At 63.7% G+C, this 20916-nt stretch carries 22 protein-coding genes and 2 pseudogenes; 9 read left to right on the top strand and 15 right to left on the bottom strand.

Annotated elements, in window-relative coordinates:
* Positions 1-156 precede the first annotated feature (156 nt).
* From ABC977_RS12565 to ABC977_RS12530, 8 genes are all read right to left on the bottom strand, one after another.
* On the bottom strand, positions 157-1890 hold the full coding sequence (locus tag ABC977_RS12565) for a cation acetate symporter (RefSeq protein ID WP_369667607.1): 1734 nt from the start codon (positions 1888-1890) through the stop codon (positions 157-159).
* A complete protein-coding gene (locus ABC977_RS12560; RefSeq protein WP_369667606.1) occupies positions 1887-2195 on the bottom strand; it encodes a DUF485 domain-containing protein in 309 nt (102 codons plus the stop codon). Before ABC977_RS12560 ends, ABC977_RS12565 begins: the two co-directional genes overlap by 4 nt.
* A 238-nt stretch (positions 2196-2433) precedes the next feature.
* A complete protein-coding gene (locus ABC977_RS12555; RefSeq protein ID WP_369667605.1) occupies positions 2434-3777 on the bottom strand; it encodes a DUF3541 domain-containing protein in 1344 nt (447 codons plus the stop codon).
* 124 nt (positions 3778-3901) lie between these two features.
* On the bottom strand, positions 3902-4699 hold the full coding sequence (locus ABC977_RS12550) for an energy transducer TonB (protein ID WP_369667604.1): 798 nt from the start codon (positions 4697-4699) through the stop codon (positions 3902-3904).
* Positions 4696-5100: an ExbD/TolR family protein gene (locus ABC977_RS12545; RefSeq protein WP_369667603.1), complete on the bottom strand. Its 405-nt coding sequence runs from the start codon at positions 5098-5100 to the stop codon at positions 4696-4698. The genes ABC977_RS12550 and ABC977_RS12545 overlap by 4 nt, the downstream gene beginning before the upstream one ends.
* Positions 5097-5519, bottom strand: coding sequence for an ExbD/TolR family protein (locus tag ABC977_RS12540; RefSeq protein WP_369667602.1), 423 nt, complete (start codon positions 5517-5519; stop codon positions 5097-5099). Before ABC977_RS12540 ends, ABC977_RS12545 begins: the two co-directional genes overlap by 4 nt.
* Positions 5509-6489 carry a MotA/TolQ/ExbB proton channel family protein gene (locus tag ABC977_RS12535; RefSeq protein ID WP_369667601.1) on the bottom strand — a complete coding sequence of 327 codons (981 nt, stop codon included), beginning with the start codon at positions 6487-6489 and terminating at the stop codon, positions 5509-5511. The genes ABC977_RS12540 and ABC977_RS12535 overlap by 11 nt, the downstream gene beginning before the upstream one ends.
* A gap of 182 nt (positions 6490-6671) precedes the next feature.
* Positions 6672-7100, bottom strand: coding sequence for a TonB-dependent receptor domain-containing protein (locus tag ABC977_RS12530; protein WP_369667627.1), 429 nt, complete (start codon positions 7098-7100; stop codon positions 6672-6674).
* A gap of 196 nt (positions 7101-7296) precedes the next feature.
* On the opposite strand from ABC977_RS12530, the gene ABC977_RS12525 reads away from it, so the two are divergent.
* Positions 7297-7446: a hypothetical protein gene (locus tag ABC977_RS12525; RefSeq protein ID WP_369667600.1), complete on the top strand. Its 150-nt coding sequence runs from the start codon at positions 7297-7299 to the stop codon at positions 7444-7446.
* Positions 7447-7732: 286 nt separating this feature from the next.
* Here the strand turns inward: ABC977_RS12525 and ABC977_RS12520 are convergent, their stop codons facing one another.
* The 3 genes from ABC977_RS12520 to ABC977_RS12510 all read right to left on the bottom strand — a co-directional run bounded on the left by ABC977_RS12520 (position 7733) and on the right by ABC977_RS12510 (position 9078).
* On the bottom strand, positions 7733-8185 hold the full coding sequence (locus ABC977_RS12520; protein WP_369667599.1) for a ligand-binding protein SH3: 453 nt from the start codon (positions 8183-8185) through the stop codon (positions 7733-7735).
* A gap of 209 nt (positions 8186-8394) precedes the next feature.
* The gene (locus tag ABC977_RS12515; protein ID WP_369667598.1) at positions 8395-8577 is read right to left on the bottom strand and encodes a hypothetical protein; all 183 of its coding nucleotides are present in this window, start codon (positions 8575-8577) and stop codon (positions 8395-8397) included.
* Between the two features lie 144 nt (positions 8578-8721).
* Complete coding sequence (locus ABC977_RS12510) at positions 8722-9078, bottom strand: hypothetical protein (RefSeq protein WP_369667597.1); 357 nt, start codon at positions 9076-9078, stop codon at positions 8722-8724.
* 19 nt (positions 9079-9097) lie between these two features.
* On the opposite strand from ABC977_RS12510, the gene ABC977_RS12505 reads away from it, so the two are divergent.
* The 8 genes and pseudogenes from ABC977_RS12505 to ABC977_RS12470 form a co-directional block, all read left to right on the top strand.
* Complete coding sequence (locus tag ABC977_RS12505; RefSeq protein WP_369667596.1) at positions 9098-9370, top strand: AbrB/MazE/SpoVT family DNA-binding domain-containing protein; 273 nt, start codon at positions 9098-9100, stop codon at positions 9368-9370.
* A gap of 13 nt (positions 9371-9383) precedes the next feature.
* Complete coding sequence (locus ABC977_RS12500; RefSeq protein WP_369667595.1) at positions 9384-9812, top strand: PIN domain-containing protein; 429 nt, start codon at positions 9384-9386, stop codon at positions 9810-9812.
* Positions 9813-10179: 367 nt separating this feature from the next.
* Complete coding sequence (locus ABC977_RS12495; protein WP_369667594.1) at positions 10180-10527, top strand: HVO_A0114 family putative DNA-binding protein; 348 nt, start codon at positions 10180-10182, stop codon at positions 10525-10527.
* A gap of 1505 nt (positions 10528-12032) precedes the next feature.
* Entirely contained in the window at positions 12033-12737 is a 705-nt protein-coding gene (locus ABC977_RS12490; protein ID WP_369667593.1) for a potassium channel family protein, read from the top strand.
* Complete coding sequence (locus ABC977_RS12485) at positions 12673-13998, top strand: DUF4236 domain-containing protein (RefSeq protein WP_369667626.1); 1326 nt, start codon at positions 12673-12675, stop codon at positions 13996-13998. Before ABC977_RS12490 ends, ABC977_RS12485 begins: the two co-directional genes overlap by 65 nt.
* A gap of 207 nt (positions 13999-14205) precedes the next feature.
* A complete protein-coding gene (locus ABC977_RS12480; protein WP_369667592.1) occupies positions 14206-14340 on the top strand; it encodes a hypothetical protein in 135 nt (44 codons plus the stop codon).
* 48 nt (positions 14341-14388) lie between these two features.
* Positions 14389-14445 (top strand): annotated as a pseudogene (locus ABC977_RS12475) (hypothetical protein); the annotation flags it as partial.
* Positions 14446-14497: 52 nt separating this feature from the next.
* A pseudogene (locus ABC977_RS12470) lies at positions 14498-14656 on the top strand (LexA family protein); the annotation flags it as partial.
* A gap of 556 nt (positions 14657-15212) precedes the next feature.
* Here ABC977_RS12470 and ABC977_RS12465 read toward each other — a convergent pair.
* From ABC977_RS12465 to cobN, 4 genes are all read right to left on the bottom strand, one after another.
* Positions 15213-15866 (bottom strand): transposase, encoded by a 654-nt coding sequence (locus tag ABC977_RS12465; RefSeq protein WP_369667591.1) that lies wholly within the window; start codon positions 15864-15866, stop codon positions 15213-15215.
* Between the two features lie 219 nt (positions 15867-16085).
* Complete coding sequence (locus ABC977_RS12460) at positions 16086-16430, bottom strand: DUF2149 domain-containing protein (protein ID WP_369667590.1); 345 nt, start codon at positions 16428-16430, stop codon at positions 16086-16088.
* Positions 16423-16893, bottom strand: a complete 471-nt coding sequence (locus tag ABC977_RS12455; protein ID WP_369667589.1) for a MotA/TolQ/ExbB proton channel family protein — start codon at positions 16891-16893, stop codon at positions 16423-16425. Before ABC977_RS12455 ends, ABC977_RS12460 begins: the two co-directional genes overlap by 8 nt.
* A gap of 72 nt (positions 16894-16965) precedes the next feature.
* Positions 16966-20895 carry a cobaltochelatase subunit CobN gene (gene cobN, locus ABC977_RS12450; protein ID WP_369667588.1) on the bottom strand — a complete coding sequence of 1310 codons (3930 nt, stop codon included), beginning with the start codon at positions 20893-20895 and terminating at the stop codon, positions 16966-16968.
* Positions 20896-20916: the final 21 nt, after the last annotated feature.

Genomic DNA, 20916 nt, shown 5'->3' with positions numbered 1-20916 from the left:
CGGGGCCTGTGTGGCACCGAAGTGCAGGCGTCATGAGCTACTGAAGGTTTCCGAGGAGAGGTCCAGGGTATCGCAGGGCGATGCCCGGGGCGGGTCGCCGCGAAGGGTTCGGGTGCGACGCCCCCCGCGGAGCGGGGGGCGGGATCGCGTCAGGCCTCAGTGGTTGGCCGCACCCTCCGCACCGATACCGGTTTCGCAACGGATGCGCTGGGCGAAATAGGCGGCCCGATCGGTCTTGGCTCGCTCGGACTTATCGAAGACCGAGAAGAACCAGATGCAGAAGAAGGCAATCGGGATCGAGATGATCGCCGGGTTGTCGAGCGGGATCAGCCCGACCGGAACCGCAACGCCCTCCTCGTTGATCGCCGTGAAGCCAAGCACGTCACCCCACACGGCTTTGGAGAGGATCGTCAGGCCGACCGCGCTTACGAGTCCGGCGAAACCACCGATCATCGCACCGCGCGTCGTCATCTTGCCCCAGAAGATCGAGGCCACCAGCACGGGGAAGTTCGCACTCGCGGCGATCGCGAAGGCCAGACCGACCATGAAGGCGACGTTCTGGGATTCGAACGCGATACCCAGACCGATGGCGACCAAACCGAGCACGAGGGTCGCGATCCGCGACACGCGGATCTCGGTCGCCTCGTTGCTGTGACCGCGCGCGATCACGTTGGCGTACAGGTCGTGCGAGATCGCAGAGGCGCCGGCCAGCGTCAGACCGGCGACCACGGCGAGGATGGTCGCAAAGGCGACGGCCGAAATGAAGCCGAGGAACAGGTTTCCGCCGACCGCCTCGGCCAGGTTGATGGCCACCATGTTGGTGCCGCCCGCCAGGCCACTGATCAACTGATCCTTAAGCACGGTGCCATCCGCAGCCAGCGCTTCGGGCTTGAAGAATTGCGGATTCTGCGCCAGCAGCACGATCGCGGCGAAGCCGATGATGAAGGTCAAGATGTAGAAATAACCGATGAAGCCGGTCGCGTAGAAGACCGACTTGCGCGCCTCCTTGGCATTCGGCACGGTGAAGAACCGCATCAGGATGTGCGGCAGACCGGCGGTACCGAACATCAGGGCCAGACCCAGCGAGATGGCGTTGATCGGATCGTTCAGCAGCGAGCCGGGGCCCATGATGGCGTCGCCCTTGGGGCTCACCTCTACGGCCTGCCTGAACATCTCCTCGGGGGAGAAGTTGAAGGCAGCAAGCGCGGCCACGGCCATGAAGGTCGCGCCCGAGAGCAGCAAGACGGCCTTGATGATCTGCACCCAAGTCGTGGCCGTCATCCCGCCGAAGATGACGTAGGTCATCATCAGCACTCCGACGGAAACGACCGCCATCCAGTAGTCCAGCCCGAACAGCAACTGAATCAGCTTGCCCGCACCGACCATCTGGGCGATCAGGTAGAACGCAACCACGACCAACGACGAGATGGCCGCCATGGTGCGAATCTGGGTCTGACCGAAGCGGTACGAGGTCACGTCGGAGAAGGTGTATTTCCCGAGATTGCGGATCTGTTCGGCGATCAAGAACATGATCACGGGCCAACCGACCAGGAAGCCGATGGAGTAGATCAGGCCATCGTAACCGGATGCGAACACCAGGCCGGAGATACCCAGAAACGAAGCCGCGGACATGTAGTCGCCGGCGATGGCCAGGCCGTTCTTTCTGCCGGAAATCCCGCCACCGGCGGTGTAGAAGTCACTTGCCGTACGCGTCCTCTTCGACGCCCAGTAGGTGATGCCCAGGGTCGCCGTGACGAAGACCATGAACATCATGATGGCCGTCGTGTTCACGCCGCTCTGAACGACCGTGCCACTCAAGGCGGGCGCAGCGGCCAGTCCGAATGGGACCAGGAGAATGGCCAGTACACCCCACACTGCGAGACGTGTCATTCGAAATCCTCCTGGATCTCTTTGGTCAGACGATCGAACTGGCCGTTCGCACGGGCCACGTACACGCCTGTGAGGATGAAGGCACTCGAGATGACCAGGATGCCGACCGGGATGCCGACGGTCATGGTCCAGCCCTCGGCTACCGGAACGGCCAGCCAATCCGGCCAGAAGGCAACGACGAAGATGAACCCGTAATAGATCGACAGGATGGCCGCAGTCAGGGACCAAGCGAAGCGCTTGCGCGCGCGGATCAGCTCCTGGTAACGCGGATGCGCCGTAATGGCATCGACCGTGTGTTGCTTCATAAGGATACCTTTGAAGGCGGTTGTTTTTGATCGTCCGACGCGTACCGCAGCCAACACCAGCGATCGACATCGAAAAAACGGCACATGAGAGCCGGACCTACGGTACCCGGGAGGTCGCGGCGGACAGGGGACACAGTGCCCCGATGAGATGACTCGATCAGGCGATCGCCGGGCTCGGTAGGCGCGGGATTCTGTTGGTCCGGCGAGGCTGCGTCAACGATCCATTCATTCTTTCTATCTATTTGAAGAATTCTAAATCTGACGGCGAGCGGCCGGCCGGCGGCGTCTCGCTTAGGGCTTCGCGCAGATCGGGGCCCGGTTTCAGCTGCGTTGGCCAGCGCAGCAGCATGATCGCCAACACATTGCGATGCTGACCTCGGGCAAGATCGGTCGAGCCGTCGGTGGCGGGAATCATCCTCGTCCGAGGGTCGTAGGCTGCGACGATCGCCTCGCGCAGTCGCGCCACGGCCGGGTGATCCGCCTCGCCGGCCAGCAGGAAACTGATCCCGACCTCGGCCATGATGTCCGCGGTGGCGTCGCGCAGGATGCGCGGCAACTCGGCGGCGAAGGCGTCGAGGATCCAGGCGTGGTCGGTGGCGCTGACCTCGCGCTGATAGTAGCGGCTGTCGGCGATCACGAAGTGGGTCATGCCGTAAAGGCGGTTGCGGTAGTCGGCGACGTCCAGCGCAGCGACCCGGGCCGGTGCATAGTGCTCGCGAAAGGCCGTGACCACCTCATCGCGCAGATCGACGATGTCCAGTTGATGAAGGTAGTGGGCGATGTTGGCCACCTGGGCGGCGTACACTGAAAGTACGGAGGGGTCGGTCAGGAACGACGCGAAATCGACCTGTCCCAGGTACGCGAGAGCCTGTTCGTGACCGGCCAGCCGCGGAGTGTCGAGCAACCCGTAGTAGTCGAGTTGCACCAGCGAGAACAGCAGGCGGCGTGCGAAGATCATCTCGCCCCAGTCGGCGAACATCTGGCGCCGGGCACGCTGCTTGGCGGTGCGCGTCGGATAGATATCGAGCAGGGCCTGGCTGCGCCGCAAGCCATAATCGTCTTGCTCGGACAACCCGTCGAGCGCCTCGTCGAGGCGCCTTATCAGCCGTTCGGCATGGCTCTCGGTCAGCGGCACGTAGCGCACGTCGCCGGTCATGCGGTAGAGCCGCTGGGCGTAGTGACGCTGATTACCCACCGGCAACCTGAAGAGCTCGGCCTCATAGCGGGCCTGGATCGCCTCGGCGATCTCATCCTGGGCTGCCGCCGCGAGACCGAGCGCGGTCCAGCCTACCAGCCAGATGATCGCCAGCCAGGCCACCAGCCATCCGCGTGGGTACGCATGACGCATAGGCAGCACCCCCGTGTGGGTTGGTGTAGAACTCGGCCCCGTGCGACCCGAGTCGTCGGCGAACTTCTTGATCAGGAATTCGTAGGCGTTGGGGAGTTCGTCCTCGGGCACGTTGGCGACCGACAGCGTTTGGGTCGAGAAATGCTCGATCAGGTCCTTTAGGGTTTCATCCGGCAGGCGCTCGCGGTTGGTCCGGGGTGCGTCGCCGCGCCCGGCTAGACTCGGCGCGCTCAACGGACAACGGCGTTCTCGCGAAGGCTCGCCAGCAAGGCCATGACTGAGGCTCCTGGCACGCACGCCACGACGGACTGCCCTGATCGATCCGGCGGAATCGATGATCCAAGGTCGAATGCCCGACTCAACGCAGCTGATAAGCAATGGGCACGACGATCTCGATCCGCGCGAGGTCCATGTCGGGCGGGATCCGCGGCATCGGGGCGGCGCGGCGCAGCAAGTCGGTCGCCGCGTCGTCGAGGAATTGGTGGCCCGAGCTGTTCTCGATCCGATAAGACACCAGTTGCCCCGACCGATCGAGGACGAAGCGCATCGTGACGACGCCTTCCTGCCGGAGCTGCCGCGCCCGCGGTGGATAACGCTTGTAGCGTTCGAGCCAGGCCGCGAGTTCGGCGTAATAGCTGCTGATCTGCGGGCTGCCCGGATCCGGTTGCGTCGGCCCGGCACCGGCGGAGCGCCCGCCACCCAGACCAGGCGCACCGGCTTGCTCCCTGGGTTGGGTCACCGGGGGCCGCGGCGGCGGCTTCTGTGCGACCGGCGGCTTGGGTTTCGGCGGGTCGACCCGCGGCGTCGGCTTCGGCGGCGTAACAACGGGCTCGGGTTCCGGCTCGGGCTCGGGTTCCGGCTCGGGCTCGGGTTCGGGTTCCGGCTCGGGTTCGGGTTCCGGCTCGGGTTCCGGCTCTGGTTCGGGTTCCGGCTCCAGCTCTTCGGTCTCCTGTTCTGGCTCCTCATCCGGAGGGGCTTGTTCGACGATCGCGTTCTCGCCGACGCCGCCGCTGTCCCCGCCTCCGAGGACAATACGCAGTCCGGTTTCCTCGACCGGTTTTGGCGCCGGCGCGTCGAGCATCTTGGCCAGCGCCAGATGCGCCATCAGGGCCAGGGCCAGGGCCGGAAGCCACGGATAGAACCTCGATTCGCTCATGCGTCTCGTACCGTTGTCAAGAGGTCGAGCGACTCGACGCCTCCCGCGCGCAGCCGCTCCAGGATTTCCACCAAGCGCGCCGCCTCGAGCTCCGCGTCGGCCTTGACCTGGACCGCGCGCGGCCGCTCGGCTAGCCGCTCGGCGACCTCGGCGGCCAACCGCTCGGGCCGCACCGATACGCCATCGACGATCAACCGGCCTTGGACATCGACCAGGATCAGCAGCGCCGTCGGCCGCGCGACCAACCGGCTTTCCGACACCGGCGGCGCAACCCCCAATTCATCCGGCGGCGTGACCCGACCAACCAGCATGAAGAAGATCAGCAACAGGAGCACGACATTGATCAGCGGGATCAAATGCTCGTCGTTATCGCGCGGCGGCCGTTCGTGGAGCAGCTTCATCGGGCTTCCTCGCCCGAACGCTGGGACGCGGCAGGCAGGCGCAACAATCGAATGTCGCGCGCGCCGGCGCCATGCAGCCGGTCGACGACATCGACGACCCGTTGCAGGCTCGCCATCGAGGCCGGCTGAACCAGCAATGGCTGGTCGGGATGCTCGCGCAACCGCTCGGTCGCGGTCTCGGCCAACTCCGACATGGGCAGCTCGCGGCCATTGACCTCGAGCCGTTCGGGATGGACACGCAACAGCCAGGCATCGCCCTCCGCGCGGCCGGTCGACGTAGCCGGCGCGCTCAACGCAATCGACCGCCATTCGACCAGATTCGAGGCCAACATGAAGAACACGAGCAGGATGAAGACGACGTCGATCAGCGGTGTCAGGCTGATCAAGCGCCGCCGCGGCCGCGCGTAATCAAGTCGCATGCGCCGCTTCCCGGCGCCGGGCCGGCTCCTGACGGATCGGCGCGTGGCCTGATCGCGCTTCCGAGAGGGTCAAATCGGCGGTGAAGACACGTGTGACCGCATCCTCGATGTGGCGCGCCACGCCGTCGACCAGCCGCTCGAGCCCATTGAGGGCCGCCACGGCCGGGATCGCGACCGACAAACCGGCCGCAGTGGTCAACAGGGCCACCCAAATGCCACCGGACAGGACCGCCGGATCGACCTGATGGCCGGCCATCTCGAGGGCCTGGAACGCGGCGATCATGCCAATGACAGTCCCCAATAACCCGAGCAATGGGCTCAAGGCGGCGATCAACTCGAGTCCGCGCAGGTGGCCGCGCAGATGGCCGAGCACTTGCCCGGCTTGGCGCTCGATCTCCTCGCGCAATAACGCCGGTTCCGCGCCCTGACGATGCCCGATCATCGCCGTGTGCACGATCGCAACGATTGGATTGCGGCGCCGGCCGTTCAGGCACGCGATCGCCTCCTGGTGCCGGCCGGCCTGCCATGCGTCGAGGGCCTCGCGCACCGGCCGCCGGGCGCCAGGGGCGACCCGCAGGTACTGCCAAAGCTTGACGAACAGGATCGTCAAGGCCAGCACCGACAAGACCACCAGGATGTACATCACGGGCCCGCCGGTCTGCAGCAGGGCATGGGCCTGTTCCGGCAGCGTGAGCAACCCCGATGGATCGGTAGAAGCAGGATCCATGCCTGGCGCGATCGCCTCCGGCCCTTCGCCCGGCACCAGGTCCAGGCTATCGGCGGCTGGGGGATCGGCGCTCGTTTCGTGCATGACGGTGGCCGAATCCTCGCCCACCGGCGTGCCCGTTTCCGGATCCTGAAGGCCTTCGCGCGCATCGGCTGGCCCAGTTTCAGCTGCACCGATCGGCATCGGGGACTCCAGATCAGACCCGGTGGTCGCAGCCTCGGCCAGCGTCGTTTCGTCTTCCATCTTGCTCGGTCTCGGTACTTGGATTCGGATTCAGTGGCTCGGCCAGCCAGGCCGCCCGTGCGAGACACCCAGACTGACCCTCGAAAGATCCTGCCGGGGTCGTCGCGTATTACCAATCACCCCCACGTGCGCATAGGTTACTCGCCGGACCCGGCACCCGCTACGCCCTTGCTTAGGCCATATCAAAAGAACCAGCGCGCACCGGCGCGAAAGAACCGACCGGGATCGGCATACAGGGATGTGTCGTTCTTCGCGGCGAACAGGTTGTCGATCCCGGCATAGACCTGCACGCCGGGCCAGCTAGGATGCGCATAGCTGGTCCCCAGGTTGATCAGGGTATAGGGATCGGCGGACGCGATATTCGCGACATCTTCGTAACGCTTCCCGACATGCACCAGGGCGCCGGTGACCGACCAGGCCGGGATTAGTTGCCAAGTGGCGCGCAGGCTGGCCGTGATGTCCGGGGCACTGGTCAAGCGCCCGCCGGTCTCGCGGTTCTCGGTATCGAGCCAGGTCGCCGACGCGCCCAAGCGCAGATCCCGACTGACCCGGGCATCGAGGGCCATCTCCAAACCGCGAATCCGTGCCTCGCCGATGTTGCGAAACGTGATATACGCCGCCTCCGACTCCCCGACCGGTACCAGCAGCCAGAACGACTACCGGAAAAACTCTCCAGGCCCAACCGCCCGGCCCGCGGCGGACCGGATGCGCTGCACTCCCCCGACTCCCATCGAGGGCTATCATTCGGCTCGCTCTGGCATCTGATATTCGATTGCACATATCGTTATGATAACGATTTCGATTACCATGCGCGACTACTTTGTGGACTTCCGCTCCGATCAGATCGCTGTCGGGCTGATGATGAAAGCAAAAACCCAGCACCGCTTTGGGGTCCGCGACCCCCACTGGCGGCGAAGCCTGTGCATGCCGATCGATTGGCCGCGCCAACGGCCGTGACTGAGGACGGCCAGCAAAATCAGATGCCAGGCGTCCTGATCGGGAATGCGAACGCTGCGTATTCCAGCGAAACCGGACACCCAGTCCGAAGGAAAGCGGAGGGATTACACAGCGCCCGCGGATTCGATAGGGCGTAGGTGAACGGGTGTTGGTCGGCGATCAGACCCGGCGAAAGCCGCGAGGGACCATGCCCGATGCCGAGCCTGGGCGAAATATTTGCGAGGTGAGGCGCAAGTCACGCTCGTGTCAGGGGCCGGATGGGCCTCTGCCCATCCGGCACGGCGGATCATGCCGCGTACTTGGCCTTGGCCTCTTGGGCGGCCTTGGCCTGTTCGGCATCATAGGCGGCCCCGGACCAAAGCATCTCGTAGGCTATTTCTTCATTGCCGTTTTCGCACAGGTCCAGCACTTCCTTGAAAAGTGGCTGAAACGTCTCGGATTTGTGTGACTCCTCATGCTCGGCAAAGGACTTCCAGAAGGTGATGATCAACGCCTCTTTCCCCTTCAGCGGGCTCACCACCGCCTGTCCGATGGTGGAACCTTCGTTGGAGACCGCACCCGAGTTCAGGGCGACGAAGCCGCCAACGAAGCCGGTGGTCGAGTGGTAGGTCTTGACGTTTTCGCACAGCATGGCGACACGCTCCTCCAGATCGTCCACCGTGTACTCAGGTTTGAGTATCACCCGGTTGATGGTGACCACGCCATCATGGGGGAAATTGTTGACCAGGTTGGCAGCCATGGGACACCTCCTCAGTTTGGCTCATTGACTCGACATCGTTAATAAGCATTTGCTTATTTTCGAATGTAGTAATCCCTACTGCTTTTATCAAGTATCGTTGGAGCCATGAGCACGAGCGCCACCTCCCTCTCGGCGGCGGTCATCCGGCGCTTCTTCGTCTGCCAGCGGCAACGCCAGACCTTGGCGGCGCAGCCGCGCCGGAGAGGCGGCTAGGGCCAGATGAGCTGCATCACGAACAAGACGGCAAAGGTCGTCGCGGCAAGACTCGCGATCCGCATTCGGGCCTTGGCCTGTCGGAAGAAGTTCGAGCGTTGCAGGCCCCAGGATGCCCCCATGACGGCCAGGGTGCCGACGAAGGCGAAGACAAGCTTGGCGAGTATGGTCCCGTCCATCGATTTCTCTGAGTCAAAGTCGGAAGAGGTGAGCGCCGCCCTCCGTGTCGCCTATCGACAGCGCGCAGACTCGGTGGCGGCGTGATGATCCGTGCTGGTTCGGAACAGCGACGGGGCACCGGGCTGACGCGGCTCGGTGCAGCGTCAGCACAGTACCCGAGGTGGCGCCTCGCCACAACTGGGGCCGTTGGCGCGTACCCCACGAATGGTGTCAGGTCTTGCGTTTTGCCTCTTCGGCGGCGCGAACGACGCGACTGATCCGTGCGTAATGCAGGCCAAATCGTTCCCGATGGCTTTGAGCGCGTACCCGCCGCTGGCGTAGGCGGCGGCAATGGCCTGGTCTCGATCGCGGTACAGGCTGATGTAATCGATGTCCTCGCGCGCATCTCCGCGCGAGGTGATGTGGTACAGAGCGCCGGCCGCATCACGCACAGCGAAATGCAACGATACGGGACCCCGCCTTCGGGCCGGCGCGCAGCCCGGATCACGGATCTGCTGCATTTCTGCTATCCTGCCTCCCATGAAAGTCACTCTCACGATCAATAGCCGGGGCGTCGTTACGCTGCCGGCCAAGCTGCGTCGGGTGCTCGGCCTGAAGGCCGATGACCACTTGATCGCCGAAACCACGCCCGACGGTCTGCTACTGCGGCCAGCCGTCATGCTGCCGATCGAAATGTACTCGCCTGAGCGCGAGAACGAGTTCGACGAGGCCGAGGCCGAGCTGGCGGCCGTGTTGGCGCCATCGCGGCTATCGCCGCCGGCGCCCGGGCGACCGGCTGCGCACAAGCGCTGACGCACCCGCGGCGATGCGGGTATTTCTGGACGCCAACATCTTGTTCTCCGCGGCCAAATCCGATGGTGCCGTGCGTGCGCTGCTAGGCCGGCTGGTGGAACGAGGGCATGAAGCCGTAGCCGATGCGTACGTTGTAGCCGAGGCGCGGCGCAACCTTGTCGCCAAGGGGCCGCAGGCGCTGGACGTCCTCGATGCACTGTTGTCGCACGTCACCGTGGCGGCGGTAACCTCGCCCGCTGCGAGTGCGGCCAACCTGGGTCGGGGCGACGAGCTGGCCTGGTTGCCGGAGAAGGACCGTCCAGTGCTGGCGGCGGCGATACGCCTGGGCTGCGACGCGCTCGTCACTGGCGACCGCACGCACTTCGGCGCCGGCTATGGACGGGTGTTCGGCGGTGTCGCCATCCACTCGCCGCGGTCGCTGGCCGAGCAGATCCTCGCCTGACCGCTGAGCACCCCCCCCGACCCAGAAGCTCTGGAGCTGCCGCAACGTCCTGCGCGACGAGGGCAGGAGATCGGATGCCCGCCACGTTCGGCGTAGCGCTGTGCTCGTACGCGGCCTTGTTCATGGTTCCGGCCAAGGCCCATTTTTGTGATGGAAGATCGGCGATAATTTGATGCCAATTCCGAGCTTTATATCAGCCGCTCGGCAGGCAATCACCGAGCGGAGTTATGAGCAAGGCCCTCGTACGCCGACTTTACTTCCGCATGCAGTTGGCGGGAGTGGCCCGCATCATGCGGACCGAAATGCAATAATGGGAGACCTCACCCTGCGCCCCCTGCAGCGCGCCCAGGAGAGGAGAGGTGGAACCATGACCACTGTCATCCTTGACGTCCGCTCTTTGGCCGACAGCCTATCCGACGTTGCGAGCACCATGGCATCTGGCGCAGCCGAGAGCGCACCACGGATCAGTTTCGCCACACCGGAGCTGTTGTGGGAGGTGCTGACCGCGGAACGTTGGGCCTTGCACAAGGCCATCGGCGGGGCCGGGCCGATCTCGATCGGCGAGGTAGCGGCGCGGAAGGGCCGAGACGAGGCCGCGGTGCGCGGCGATCTCGAGGCGCTGCTGCGGGCCGGCATTCTCGATACGGCCGGTGAGGGGTGCATCGAATTCCCGTATGACACGGTCAAGGTCGAGCTGCTGTTACGCGCCGCGTGAGTATCGATTCGGAGACCGATACACGGTCCCCGAGACAAGCCGTCCCGGTGCGCCGGGCAGCCAGCCGATTCGGCTCGGTCGAGTCGGGTCCGGACGCGCATGGTGTCAGGTCTTGCGTTTTGCCTCTTCGGCGGCGTGGACGACGCGGCTGATCCGTGCGTAATGAAGGCCAAATCGTCCCCGATGGCTTTGATCGTGTACCCGCCGCTAACGTAGGCGGCTGTAATGGCCTCGCCTCGATCGGGGTACAGATTTGATGTAATCGATGTCCTCGCGCGCATCTCCGCGCGAGGTGATGTGGGACAAAGCGCCGGGAACTTCGAGTCGGAGGGGGCTAGCCATGGATCAAGCGTAACCCGAAACGGGCAAAAGACAAGACCTTACACCCTCCTTCTGACACCCCTGACACCCTTCTTCCCAAGGAATCGTGAACGCCCTCAAGCTGTGTTCGTGCTCTCCTGCCCTATACTCCATTACGACATCCTAGACGCTGGTCGTCCGAAAGGCTCGTAACGATCCCGGACAGGCGGGCATCGCGATCGTCGCCTTGATGCGGCATTTTGGCGGAATCTGCACACGATCAGGCTTGCCGGTGTGACGATGATCGGTCTAGGATGCCCGCGGCATCAGGAACCTTGGGGAAGGGTGGCAGGAGTGCATATAAACGACACGCCAAACAACGGCGGAAGCTTTGCGGCAAGTTCGGTGCCGACGACGGCTGCCCAAAGGCCCGACCCGCCGCAGGGCGTTATTTGCCATCAACACGATAGGCGTCCGGTCGAGTTCGACGTGACCAACTCCCTTGTCGCTATGGCGCAATCGACGAGCCTCGAGCTTTTCGATGCCGTATCGACGCTTCCGACACCATCTCAGTCGGCATGCTACTGCTATTGCATCGAGGCCGCCTACCGTAAAAACGTGACACGCACCGTTCAAAATGGCCGGAAGCGTCTTGCGGCCCTAACTCTCGCGACAACCCGCTATGAGAAAGCGGGTCGACTACAGACCATACCATTACCCACAAGTCTGGCAGTTTTGCCAGATCAGGGGGATACGGCGTCGCCTACCCACGACCTGTATAGTTGCCCAGTGCGGCCGATCAGACACTTGCGCCGCCCGGCGACGAAGGGCAGCCGAGATGTAGGTAATGATGTGGTTTACGGTGGCTGGATAGGGACGGTTTCGGTTCTTCCACTGCTGGGGAGCGGAGAAAACCACGGTTTAGGAACGCGTCGCCGAACTTGCGGTTCCATATGGAAGGGGCGCGCTAGCGCCAGAAGAACAAAACCTCCTTGAGGATTGCTGTCGTCTCGGGTATCCCGCTCGCGCCAGTGCACAGGCGGCTACTGATGCGATTGCTGATACGAGCGTTGGTGTGGCGGAGGTGGACTTCGCAATAGGGGAGCGCGCAGTGAGGGGAGCGCGCAGTGAGGGGACTGCTGTACCGACACCTTGAGCCATCCGCCTGGGGTCGACCAGGGATTTCGAGGACGAATTCGGCGGTCATGATCTTGATCGTCCTGAGTTCGTTGATTGCGATTCTGGAAACCGAGGCGGCGATCCGAGACTCCGCCCCGCAGTTTTTCATGGGCGCACAGATCCTGATCGCCCTCCTGTTTACCCTCGAATATGGCGTCCGTGTCTACGCTGCTGGGGAAGACCCTCGCTTCAGGGGACTCAGTGGCCGTGTCCGGTACATGTTTACCTGGTGGGCACTGGTGGATCTGCTGGCAATCGTCCCGTTCTACGTAACGGGAGGTGCTCAGAACGCCTTCTTGATTCGGCTGCTGAGATTTCTGCGATTGGTGCGTCTACTTCGGTTGGGCGCACTTTCGAGTGCTTGGGTGTTTCTGGCAGACGCAGTTCACGCACGTCGTTTCGAACTTGCTTTGAGTGCCGCAGCAGCCGGCTTCCTCCTGATCTTCTCAAGTGCATGCCTCTACCTATTTGAGGCCAGGCATCAACCCGAGGCATTTGGCAGCATACCCCGAGCGCTTTGGTGGAGCGTCGCCACACTGACGACCGTTGGCTATGGCGACGTCACACCCATTACCCCGCTCGGAAAACTTTTTGCGAGTGTGACGGCGTTGGCCGGCATTGGCTTGATTGCCATGCCCACCGGCATTCTGGCTGCGGCCTTCAGTGATGCTCTGCGACGGCAAGCGGACTGTACCCGTGAAACAGAGACGCCAAACACAGCAGGGGATTAGAACGATGGCTTTGAGGTTTCAGAGACGAATTCGCATAGCCCCAGGCATGCGCCTGAATCTGAGCAAGGGTGGTGTAGGGTTCTCAGTTGGTCCACGCGGAGCCAGTGCTTCCGTCGGACGTCGTGGCGTGTACGGTCACTTCGGGTTACCCGGGACCGGATTGTCCTATCGTCAACGACTGAACACGCCTGGGCGCTCGGTGCCCAGCAAGGACAAACCCGGCGGGGCGGGCAAAGATACACAGAACAGCATCTTTCAGATGCTGAACGAAGGGAACCTGCGGATCAATGTCCAGGTGCGCGATTCGGGTGAAGTGAATCTTCAATACCTCGATGGCACTCCCCTTCTGCCAGACGAAGTGACGCTAATTCGCACGCATTTTGGGGACTTTCTGAGATCTGAGGTCAAAGGCCTTTGTGAGCGCATCAACAGGGAGCTCGAGGCTCTGGGCAGAGTTCATGAGCAAACCCCTGTGCCAACCGATGCTCCGGTGTTTCAACCCCGGGCACTGAATGTTCCCGAGCCGGAACACCTGCCTGACCTCAAACCCAGCTTCTGGCAGAAGATATGGCCTTCTGCGCGCCAAGCTTTGGCAGAGGAGAACCGGAAGCGGAGCAACGATTACTTACATGCGGTTCAAGTATGGAACGATGAGCGCCGCCGCTTCGAACGGCAGGAAGCACTCCGAAAGGAAATCGAGACGGTTCACGTTCTCGAATCCGTCGATGCCATGCAGAGGGTTCTCTCGGACTATCTCGAGCGCATTTCTTGGCCGAAGGACACGGAGATCGACTTCGATCTGGGAGAGAACTACCACACGATCGCGATCGACATCGGCCTGCCGACAGAGGATGAGATGCCGACCACGCATTACACGATAGCCGCAAAGCAGCTGCGTGTAATCAGCAAGAAGCTCAGTGACACCAAGCGTCGCCAGCTCTATATGCAGTACGTGCATGGCATCGCGTTTCGTGTGCTTGGTGAAGTCTTTGCGCGGTTGCCTGCGGTGCGGCGCGCACTGGTTTCCGCTTATACTCGGGGCGTTAACTCCGCAACAGGCGCTGCAGAGGACCACTATTTATACAGCGTAATTGTCGAGAGGAGCGAGTGGACGCGAATTGATTTCCGTGCGTTGGATCGCGTGGATCCAGTGGCCGCGCTTAATGCCTTCAACATCCGCCGGTCCATGACCAAAACCGGCATTTTCAAACCAATTGAACCATTCGGCCTCGAGGACCTGGAGCAGACCACCGCGAAGTAGGGAGGGAAAGGATGGGGGGCCCGTCTTCTTGGCATTCGCGATCTTCTTGGGCGGCTCCAGATCGGTAACCGGCAACCGGCTGGTGTTCTGTTCTGCGCGCGGGAGATGCGGGCAATGGTCCCTGTCCTTGATCACGACAAGAGACCACGATGAGCACGGGGATGCGGCGCAGCCGCGCTGAATGGCAGGCCCTTGTTGAGCGGGCCAGTGGCGTCTGACAGTGGGTCGTCGTCGGTGTTTCTCGATCTGCGTGTGCTGTCGGCGCCGCGCACGGATGGGCTCTCCCGGGATCTGAAACTGGATCTCGGCGGGAGTGTGGTGCTGCGCCTGGGGCGCGGGTGATGTTCTTCCCGGAAGGGCGCACGCAGGCATCCCTACTACGGCCGTTTCATGGACATGCGCAAATCCTCCGCCGGGTTGATCGCCTTGACGCAGCACGCGGTTGCCCAGGATCTGCTGTCCGGGCATCTGTTCGTCTTCGTCAACCGTCGCGCGGATGCGCAAGAACAGCTACGCGCTGCGCGTGCGCGGCCACTCGATTACCGACGACCAGATCCAGGACGGCGACATCATCCTCGTCGAACAGCGCCAGACGGCCGAGGACGGCGAGACGGTGGTCGCCCTGATCAACGGCGAGCGGGTGACCCTGAAGCGCTTCTAAGTCGAGCCCGACGGCGCGGCACGAATCGTGTCACCATTTAGCTGCCCTCGATCAACAAAGCGCATTTCTTCGTTCGTGACCGAGGCCACGTTGTTGAAATTGGCGTCGAGCGACGGTCTTCGATCCTGTGCGCGCCTTCAGCTTTCATTCCGGCGGTGACGGAGCCTCACAGATCCGCACCAGTCACCCTTCTGGATCAAGGCCCTGGTCTCGCCTCCTGAGAGGTCGAGGGCCGGCCCCTGGCTCGCTGGAGCCCCAGAAATGCGTCGGTTCCCGGCCATGTCCACGTGCCGCGGGCGTGGCTCTTCAATGGCGCCGCCCGCGTGTGAGGGACGCCGTTGGTCCGTCACGCGCGGGCGGCTATTGAGCCGCCCGTGTTCACAGATCATTGGCTCCTCCGGCTCGGAGGTCCAACCCCATTCTGGCTCATGACCGAGGCGCATCCGTCTTAACCTGCTCTGACGTCCGGTTGGATGATGGGAGACGACGCCGGCCGAATCAGTTCTGGTGGTTGTCAGCCAACCCCATCGCGAGCTCGGCGCCGCCGCCCGATTCAGGCAAAGGCCTTAGTGACATCGAATCTCACCTGATCCCTCAAGATGTAGAAGCACGCCCGGGCCAGCTTGTGGGCGACCGTCTTGATGGCGATGAGGCCGTTCGTGCGGGCGCGCTTGCGCTGGTAGTAACGCTTGATCCGCGGGTTGTAGCGCACCGCGAAGTTGGCCGCCTCGATGAAGGCCCAAGCCAGATATTTGTTGCCATTCTTGGTGTTGCCCTGTCCCTTGCGCTTGCCGTTGCTCAGATGTGCACTGCCCACACAGCGGCAATAGGAGGCGTCGTTGCCGGCCTTGGCAAAGCGGGCGATATCGCCGGTCTCGAGCATGATGGTCAGGCCCAGGATCTCGCCGATGCCACTGACGGTGAGCAACAGCTTGAAGGCCGGGCGCAGCCGGATCTTGGCCTTGACTTGCCGCTCCAGCAAGGCGATGACCTCCTCCTGGGTGCGCATGACCGCCAATGTGGCCTGCACCGCCAGGGCCATGTCAGCATCCGGCAGCAGGCGGTTGATCTCCTCATAGCTCAAGTGCCGGATCTGGTTGGCACTGAGCGAGTGACCCAGGTCGCGCGGCAGGAGATTCTGGATCGACTGTAGGTTGGCGGTGTGCTGATGGACCAGTTGGCTGCGCTTGCGCAGCAGATCGCGCACCGCGCGCTCGTGCTTCGGGTAGATGTAGCCCTCGGTAGCTGGCAGCGGCCTCGAATGTGGTTGAACGTCCGCTGACAGCCTACTCAACCAGCGCCTGACTCTGCCTTCAGAGCCCGTGAAGGGTTGTTTCAGCCTAACGGGCTGCTGCCCTGGCGCTCGCCGCTACCAGATCAAAACATTTTCAATACATGCTGTTACGAGGTCTTTCATGGCAAGGAACTAATCGTCCCCTTCCGGCACATAGATCAGGCTGCCATCGGCGAGCCGATAGGCGATGCCGGCCCGGATCCCCTGCCCTTCGCCGATTGCGCCGGTGGCCTCGTACTGGGTCAACTCCTGCCCCTCCTTGATCAGGATCTGCATGTCCTCCTGGCCGGGATTGACGACCACGACCACGTCATCCTGGCGGAACGGGTTCAGCGGGTTCTGCATCAGGATGATCACGAGCACGGCGATGACCACGAGGAAGACATCGACGATGTTGACGACCGACAGCACCGGATCGTCGGCCTCCTCGCTCTCCAGATAACGGCGGCGCACCGGCCGCAGCGCCTCGTCAGACATGGCCCTGCTCCTCCATCGCGCGCAGATCGCCGAGCAGCCAGCGACGCCGGACGGTCAGCACCCAGAACGAAATCGATGCGGCGATCAGGGCCACGATGACGGCCGCGAAGGCGATGACCAGGTGCTCGCTGACGCCGGCCGCATCGCCTGCGGTCAACGACATCAGCGCCGGACCCATCGGGATCATGGTCGCGACCAGGCCCAGCATCGGCCCGGTCCGGGTGGCGAGGCGCAGGACCTCAAGACGGCGCAGGATCCACAATTCCAGGTCTTCGGCGCCGCCCCCGGCACGTTGCCAATGCCGATACAAGGGCGACGCCTGCCCGCGACGCCGCTGCCAGGCCTCCATCGCGAAGCTCCCCAGGCTGAAGAAGGCGAACAGGAACAGCGCGAGGATGATCAACAGGACCGGCGCGAGGAAGAGCTGCGCCAATTGGTACATCAGGGTTTCCAAGGCTTGCATGCGGATTGGCTCGCTTCAGGTGTGAGAAGAAGAAACAAGTGCTGGATTCGATGTCGCGACTGTCGTTACCGATCAGGCTGGCGCGCGCTGCGCACGCCACTGATGGACCGCGCCACCGGCCGTGACCGCGATGAGCAGAATCAAAAGCCAAACGACCTGATCGGCCGTCGAGAATGCGGCGGCATGATTGGCCTTCGGCTCCAGGACCTGACCCGTAACCGGCGGCGGATTGCCGACGGCGGCGTCGGCATCCGGCGGCACGAGACCTTCGAGTCCGAAGCCGGCCGCGAGCTCGCGCACATAGGGATCGACCAGGCTGCTCGCGGCCCGGTAGCCATGGCGCTCGACCGCGTCCAGGTAGACCTCGACCAGGGCCGACAGGGTCGCCTCGCTGGCCTCCCAGTAGTCCTTGCGGATCGCCTCCAGCATCCGTTCGGCGACCTGGGCCAGGGCGGTCGGATTATGGCTCTCGAACCATTCGCGGATAGCGAGCCCGAGCGAGTCCTCGACGTAGACGTCGAAGAACGCCTGCCACTGGTCATCGCGGACGATCTCCGGCGCGGTCGCCTGCCAGCCCCAGAAGTTGTTGATGGTATCGACGATGTTCAGCGTGCCGCCGTACCCTTCCGCCTGCATGGCCTGGATCCACTGCGGATGAAGGTAACGCGCGCGCAACTCGGTGGCGAGGAAGCGGGCCGCCGAGTCGATCCGATCCTGCGTGTTCGGATCACGCAGGTTGCTGATGTACAGGCTCGGACTCTGTCCGGTCAGGTGGCGAACCGCGAGCGCGAGGCCACCGAGATACTGGAACGGATCGTCGGTCGAGAGCATCCCGTAGAGGTTCGACGAGCGCGACAGCACGGCCCCGTCGACGCCCTCGAGCTGCTGGGCATAGAGGTTCAGCCCATCCGGCTTGCGACCCCACCTCGCGGTATCTGGGCCGTAGGTGTACTGCATCCGCGCCAGATAGAGCTCGGCCAGTTTCGCCTCGTCGTCCCAGGTATCGGACGCGAGCGTCGCGTCGTCGAGATTCGTCCCGTAGGTGCCGCTCTGGTTCGAGAAGATCCGGGTCAAGGCCAGATCCCGGGCCTCGTCGGCGTCCATCCCGTCGGCCAGGAAGCGGCGCTCCAACGCCAGCGTGTTGGCCCGCACCGCGTTGTCGGGTTCATCGAGCTCGGCGACCCGAACAACGGCCTGCGCGATGTGATTCATCACGTTCGGGAAATGATCGCGGTACAGGCCCGTCGCCGAGACCACGACGTCGATCCGTGGTCGGCCGAGCTCCTCGCGCGGGATCACCTCGATATCGGTGATGCGCCCACCCCGATCCCAGACCGGGCGCACACCGAGGGCATGGAAGACCTGCGCCTCGAGCACGCCCAGATGACGCATCGCTTCGACCGACCACAGCGAGAAGGCGAGTTTCTCCGGCGGGCGGCCCTGCTCCCTTCGGTGGGCCTCGATCAGCGCCGCCAAGGCCGCCCCGCCCGCGATGTAGGCCTGCTCGGTCGGTAGCTTCGACGGATCGAAGCCATAGTGATTGCGGCCCGTCGGCAGGCTTTCGGGATTGCGGATCGGATCACCCCCGTAGCGGGTCGCTAGATAACGCCCATCGAGGACGGTCGAGAGCCCGGCCAGCTCCTCGGCCGCCGCGAGCCGCGCGTAATAGTCGCGGGCCAGCGCGACCAGCTCCGATGACTGCTCGTCGGGTGCGGGTTCGCCATCGATCAGATGACGCTCGAGAAAACGAAAGGGTTCGGTCTCCGTCAGGCGCTGATAGTCGTCGACGAACAGTTCTTCGGGTTCATCGATCGGCAGCAGCCGATACAGATCCTCGCCAAGCATCTGCATGACCGTAGTCAGGCGATGCTTCGACACGGGGGCCACGCCCAGCGTATGCAGACCAAGCGGTTGCGCCGACTGGGCGAGATCATGCAGGTAGTCGTGCAATTCCCGCTCGAAGCCGACGAAGTCCGCGACGGCCTCATCCTCGGACCAACCGAGATCCTCGAGCAGGTTGAGTTTCCCGGCCTCAGCGATGATCGCCTGCTCGGTCTGCAACTTGACCGCACCTTGATCGAGCAGCTCCCACTCGTGAATCAGATCGTGCAATGGCATCAGCTCTTGATGGAGCCCCGCCGGTGCGAAGGGCGGGGTCTGATGGCTGATGGTCACGGCTCGACCGCGACGTTTCGCCTGTGTCGCCTCGCCGATGTTGTCGACGATGTAGGGGTAGGCCACCGGCAGATCGCCAAGCACCAAGTAGGGGTCGTCATGGATCGACAGGCCGCGCTCCTTGCCGGGCATCCATTCTTGGGTCCCGTGGGTCCCCAGATGGATCAGCGCGTCGGCGCCGAACACCTCGCGGACATACAAGTAGGCGGCCAGATAAAAGTGATTAACCGGGACGCGGGTATCGTGGTAGATCGAGCGTTCCGGAGGTTCTCCGGGCTGGCCGCGCGGCGGCTGCGGCAGAATGATCAAGTGATCGCGCGCGATGCGCGGGATGACGAAGAAGGCCGAACCTTCGTCCTCGATCACCATCGGATGCTCGCCCGCCCGCCCCCAGCGCTCTTCGATCCGCTCGCGTACCTCGGCCGGCAGGGTCGCGAACCAGGCCTCGTAATCGGCCAACGGCAGGCGATCGGCCAGGCCCCGTTCGAGCAGTCCACCGACTTCCTCGGGTCGATAGAAGGGGGCCAGCAAGGCCGGCCCCTCGGCGATCATCTGCTCCTCGTCGACCGGCTCGACCCGATACCCGGCCTCCGCGAGCGCCTCGCTGATCACAGCCAGGCTGCGCGGCACGTTGAGGAATGAGGCCGCCAGGTTCTTCTCGCCGGGCGGATAATTGTAGAACATCACGGCGACCCGCTTATCGGCATAGGGCGTGTCGCGCAACCGCGCCATGCGCAAGGCCTTGTCGACCAGCGCCTGCGCCTGCTCGGGGATCGCGACGAGACGCCCCTCGTCGACGGCGGCCACGACCAGCGGATCGATCAGACCGGCCTGTTCGGGGATCGCCAGGTAGAAGGGCACCCCGCCCATCGGCAATCCCTCGGCGCTGGCCGCCCACTCGGCCTCGTCGCCGCTACGCCAACTGATCGCCTGCAACACGGGCACATCGAGCCGCGCGTAATCCTCGCTGCGCTCGCCCAGGTACATGACCTGGTAGTTGATCAACACATCGATCGCCGCTTGACCATCGTGGAACAGCAGATCCAGATCGCCCGGGCTCGGCATGACCGGGTGGTAGAAGACGACCGGCACGGCCCCGGCGGCCTCGAGCCGCGAGATCAGGTCGTCGACGAAGTCGGTCACGGCGTTCGAGACGGCGGTGTGGTGGATCGCAACCCCGATCCGCGGCCGTGATTCGGCGCGCTCGGGGCCAAGCCAATCGAGGTAATCGGCCAGATCGCCCAACACGAGATCCGGATGCCGCGGGTGGTAGATCCCCTTTTCCGGAAAAACCAGCGGCGGCGGCACCGCGACCAGGCCATCACCCCAGAACTGATGTTTCAGATACGCGAACAGACGCTCGAAGTTGGTGACCCCGCCCTGCCGGTAATAGTCGTAGAGGATCTCGACCCGCTCGGCGTCGAGCCCTTCGGACTGCGGACCCTGCGCCGCGACCAACAGCCAGGGAGTGCCCGTCTCCTCGAGCGCCTCGCGAGCCATCTCGAGGGCTTGCTCCGCATCGGTCTCCCGCGGCGTGTCGAGCAACGCCAGCCGGGCACCCGCCAAGGTCTCCGCGAGCCGCGTAAGGTCCGTGTCGTCCAGGTTCACGACGTCCAGATTCAGGCCGCTGCCGCGCGCGGCGTCGGCGACGGCCTCGAACTTGCCGGCCAGCACGAAGTCATTGGTCAGGATCACCAGATCCGGGGCCGCCGCGCTGGCACCCCGCGGCGCCGTTGGCGGTTTGATCATGAACACCAAGATCAGCGCCGCGATGGAACCGAGCAGAAGCCACGTGGCGGCCGGCCAACGGTTACCGATACCTGTCATGCGTTACTCCCAAGATGTTGG

This window comes from Thioalkalicoccus limnaeus (assembly GCF_041197575.1).
GTDB classification, from domain to species: Bacteria; Pseudomonadota; Gammaproteobacteria; order Chromatiales; family Chromatiaceae; genus Thioalkalicoccus; species Thioalkalicoccus limnaeus.
The sequence above is the reverse complement of the archived record's forward strand: the minus strand, read 5'-3'. Positions and strand labels throughout refer to the sequence as shown.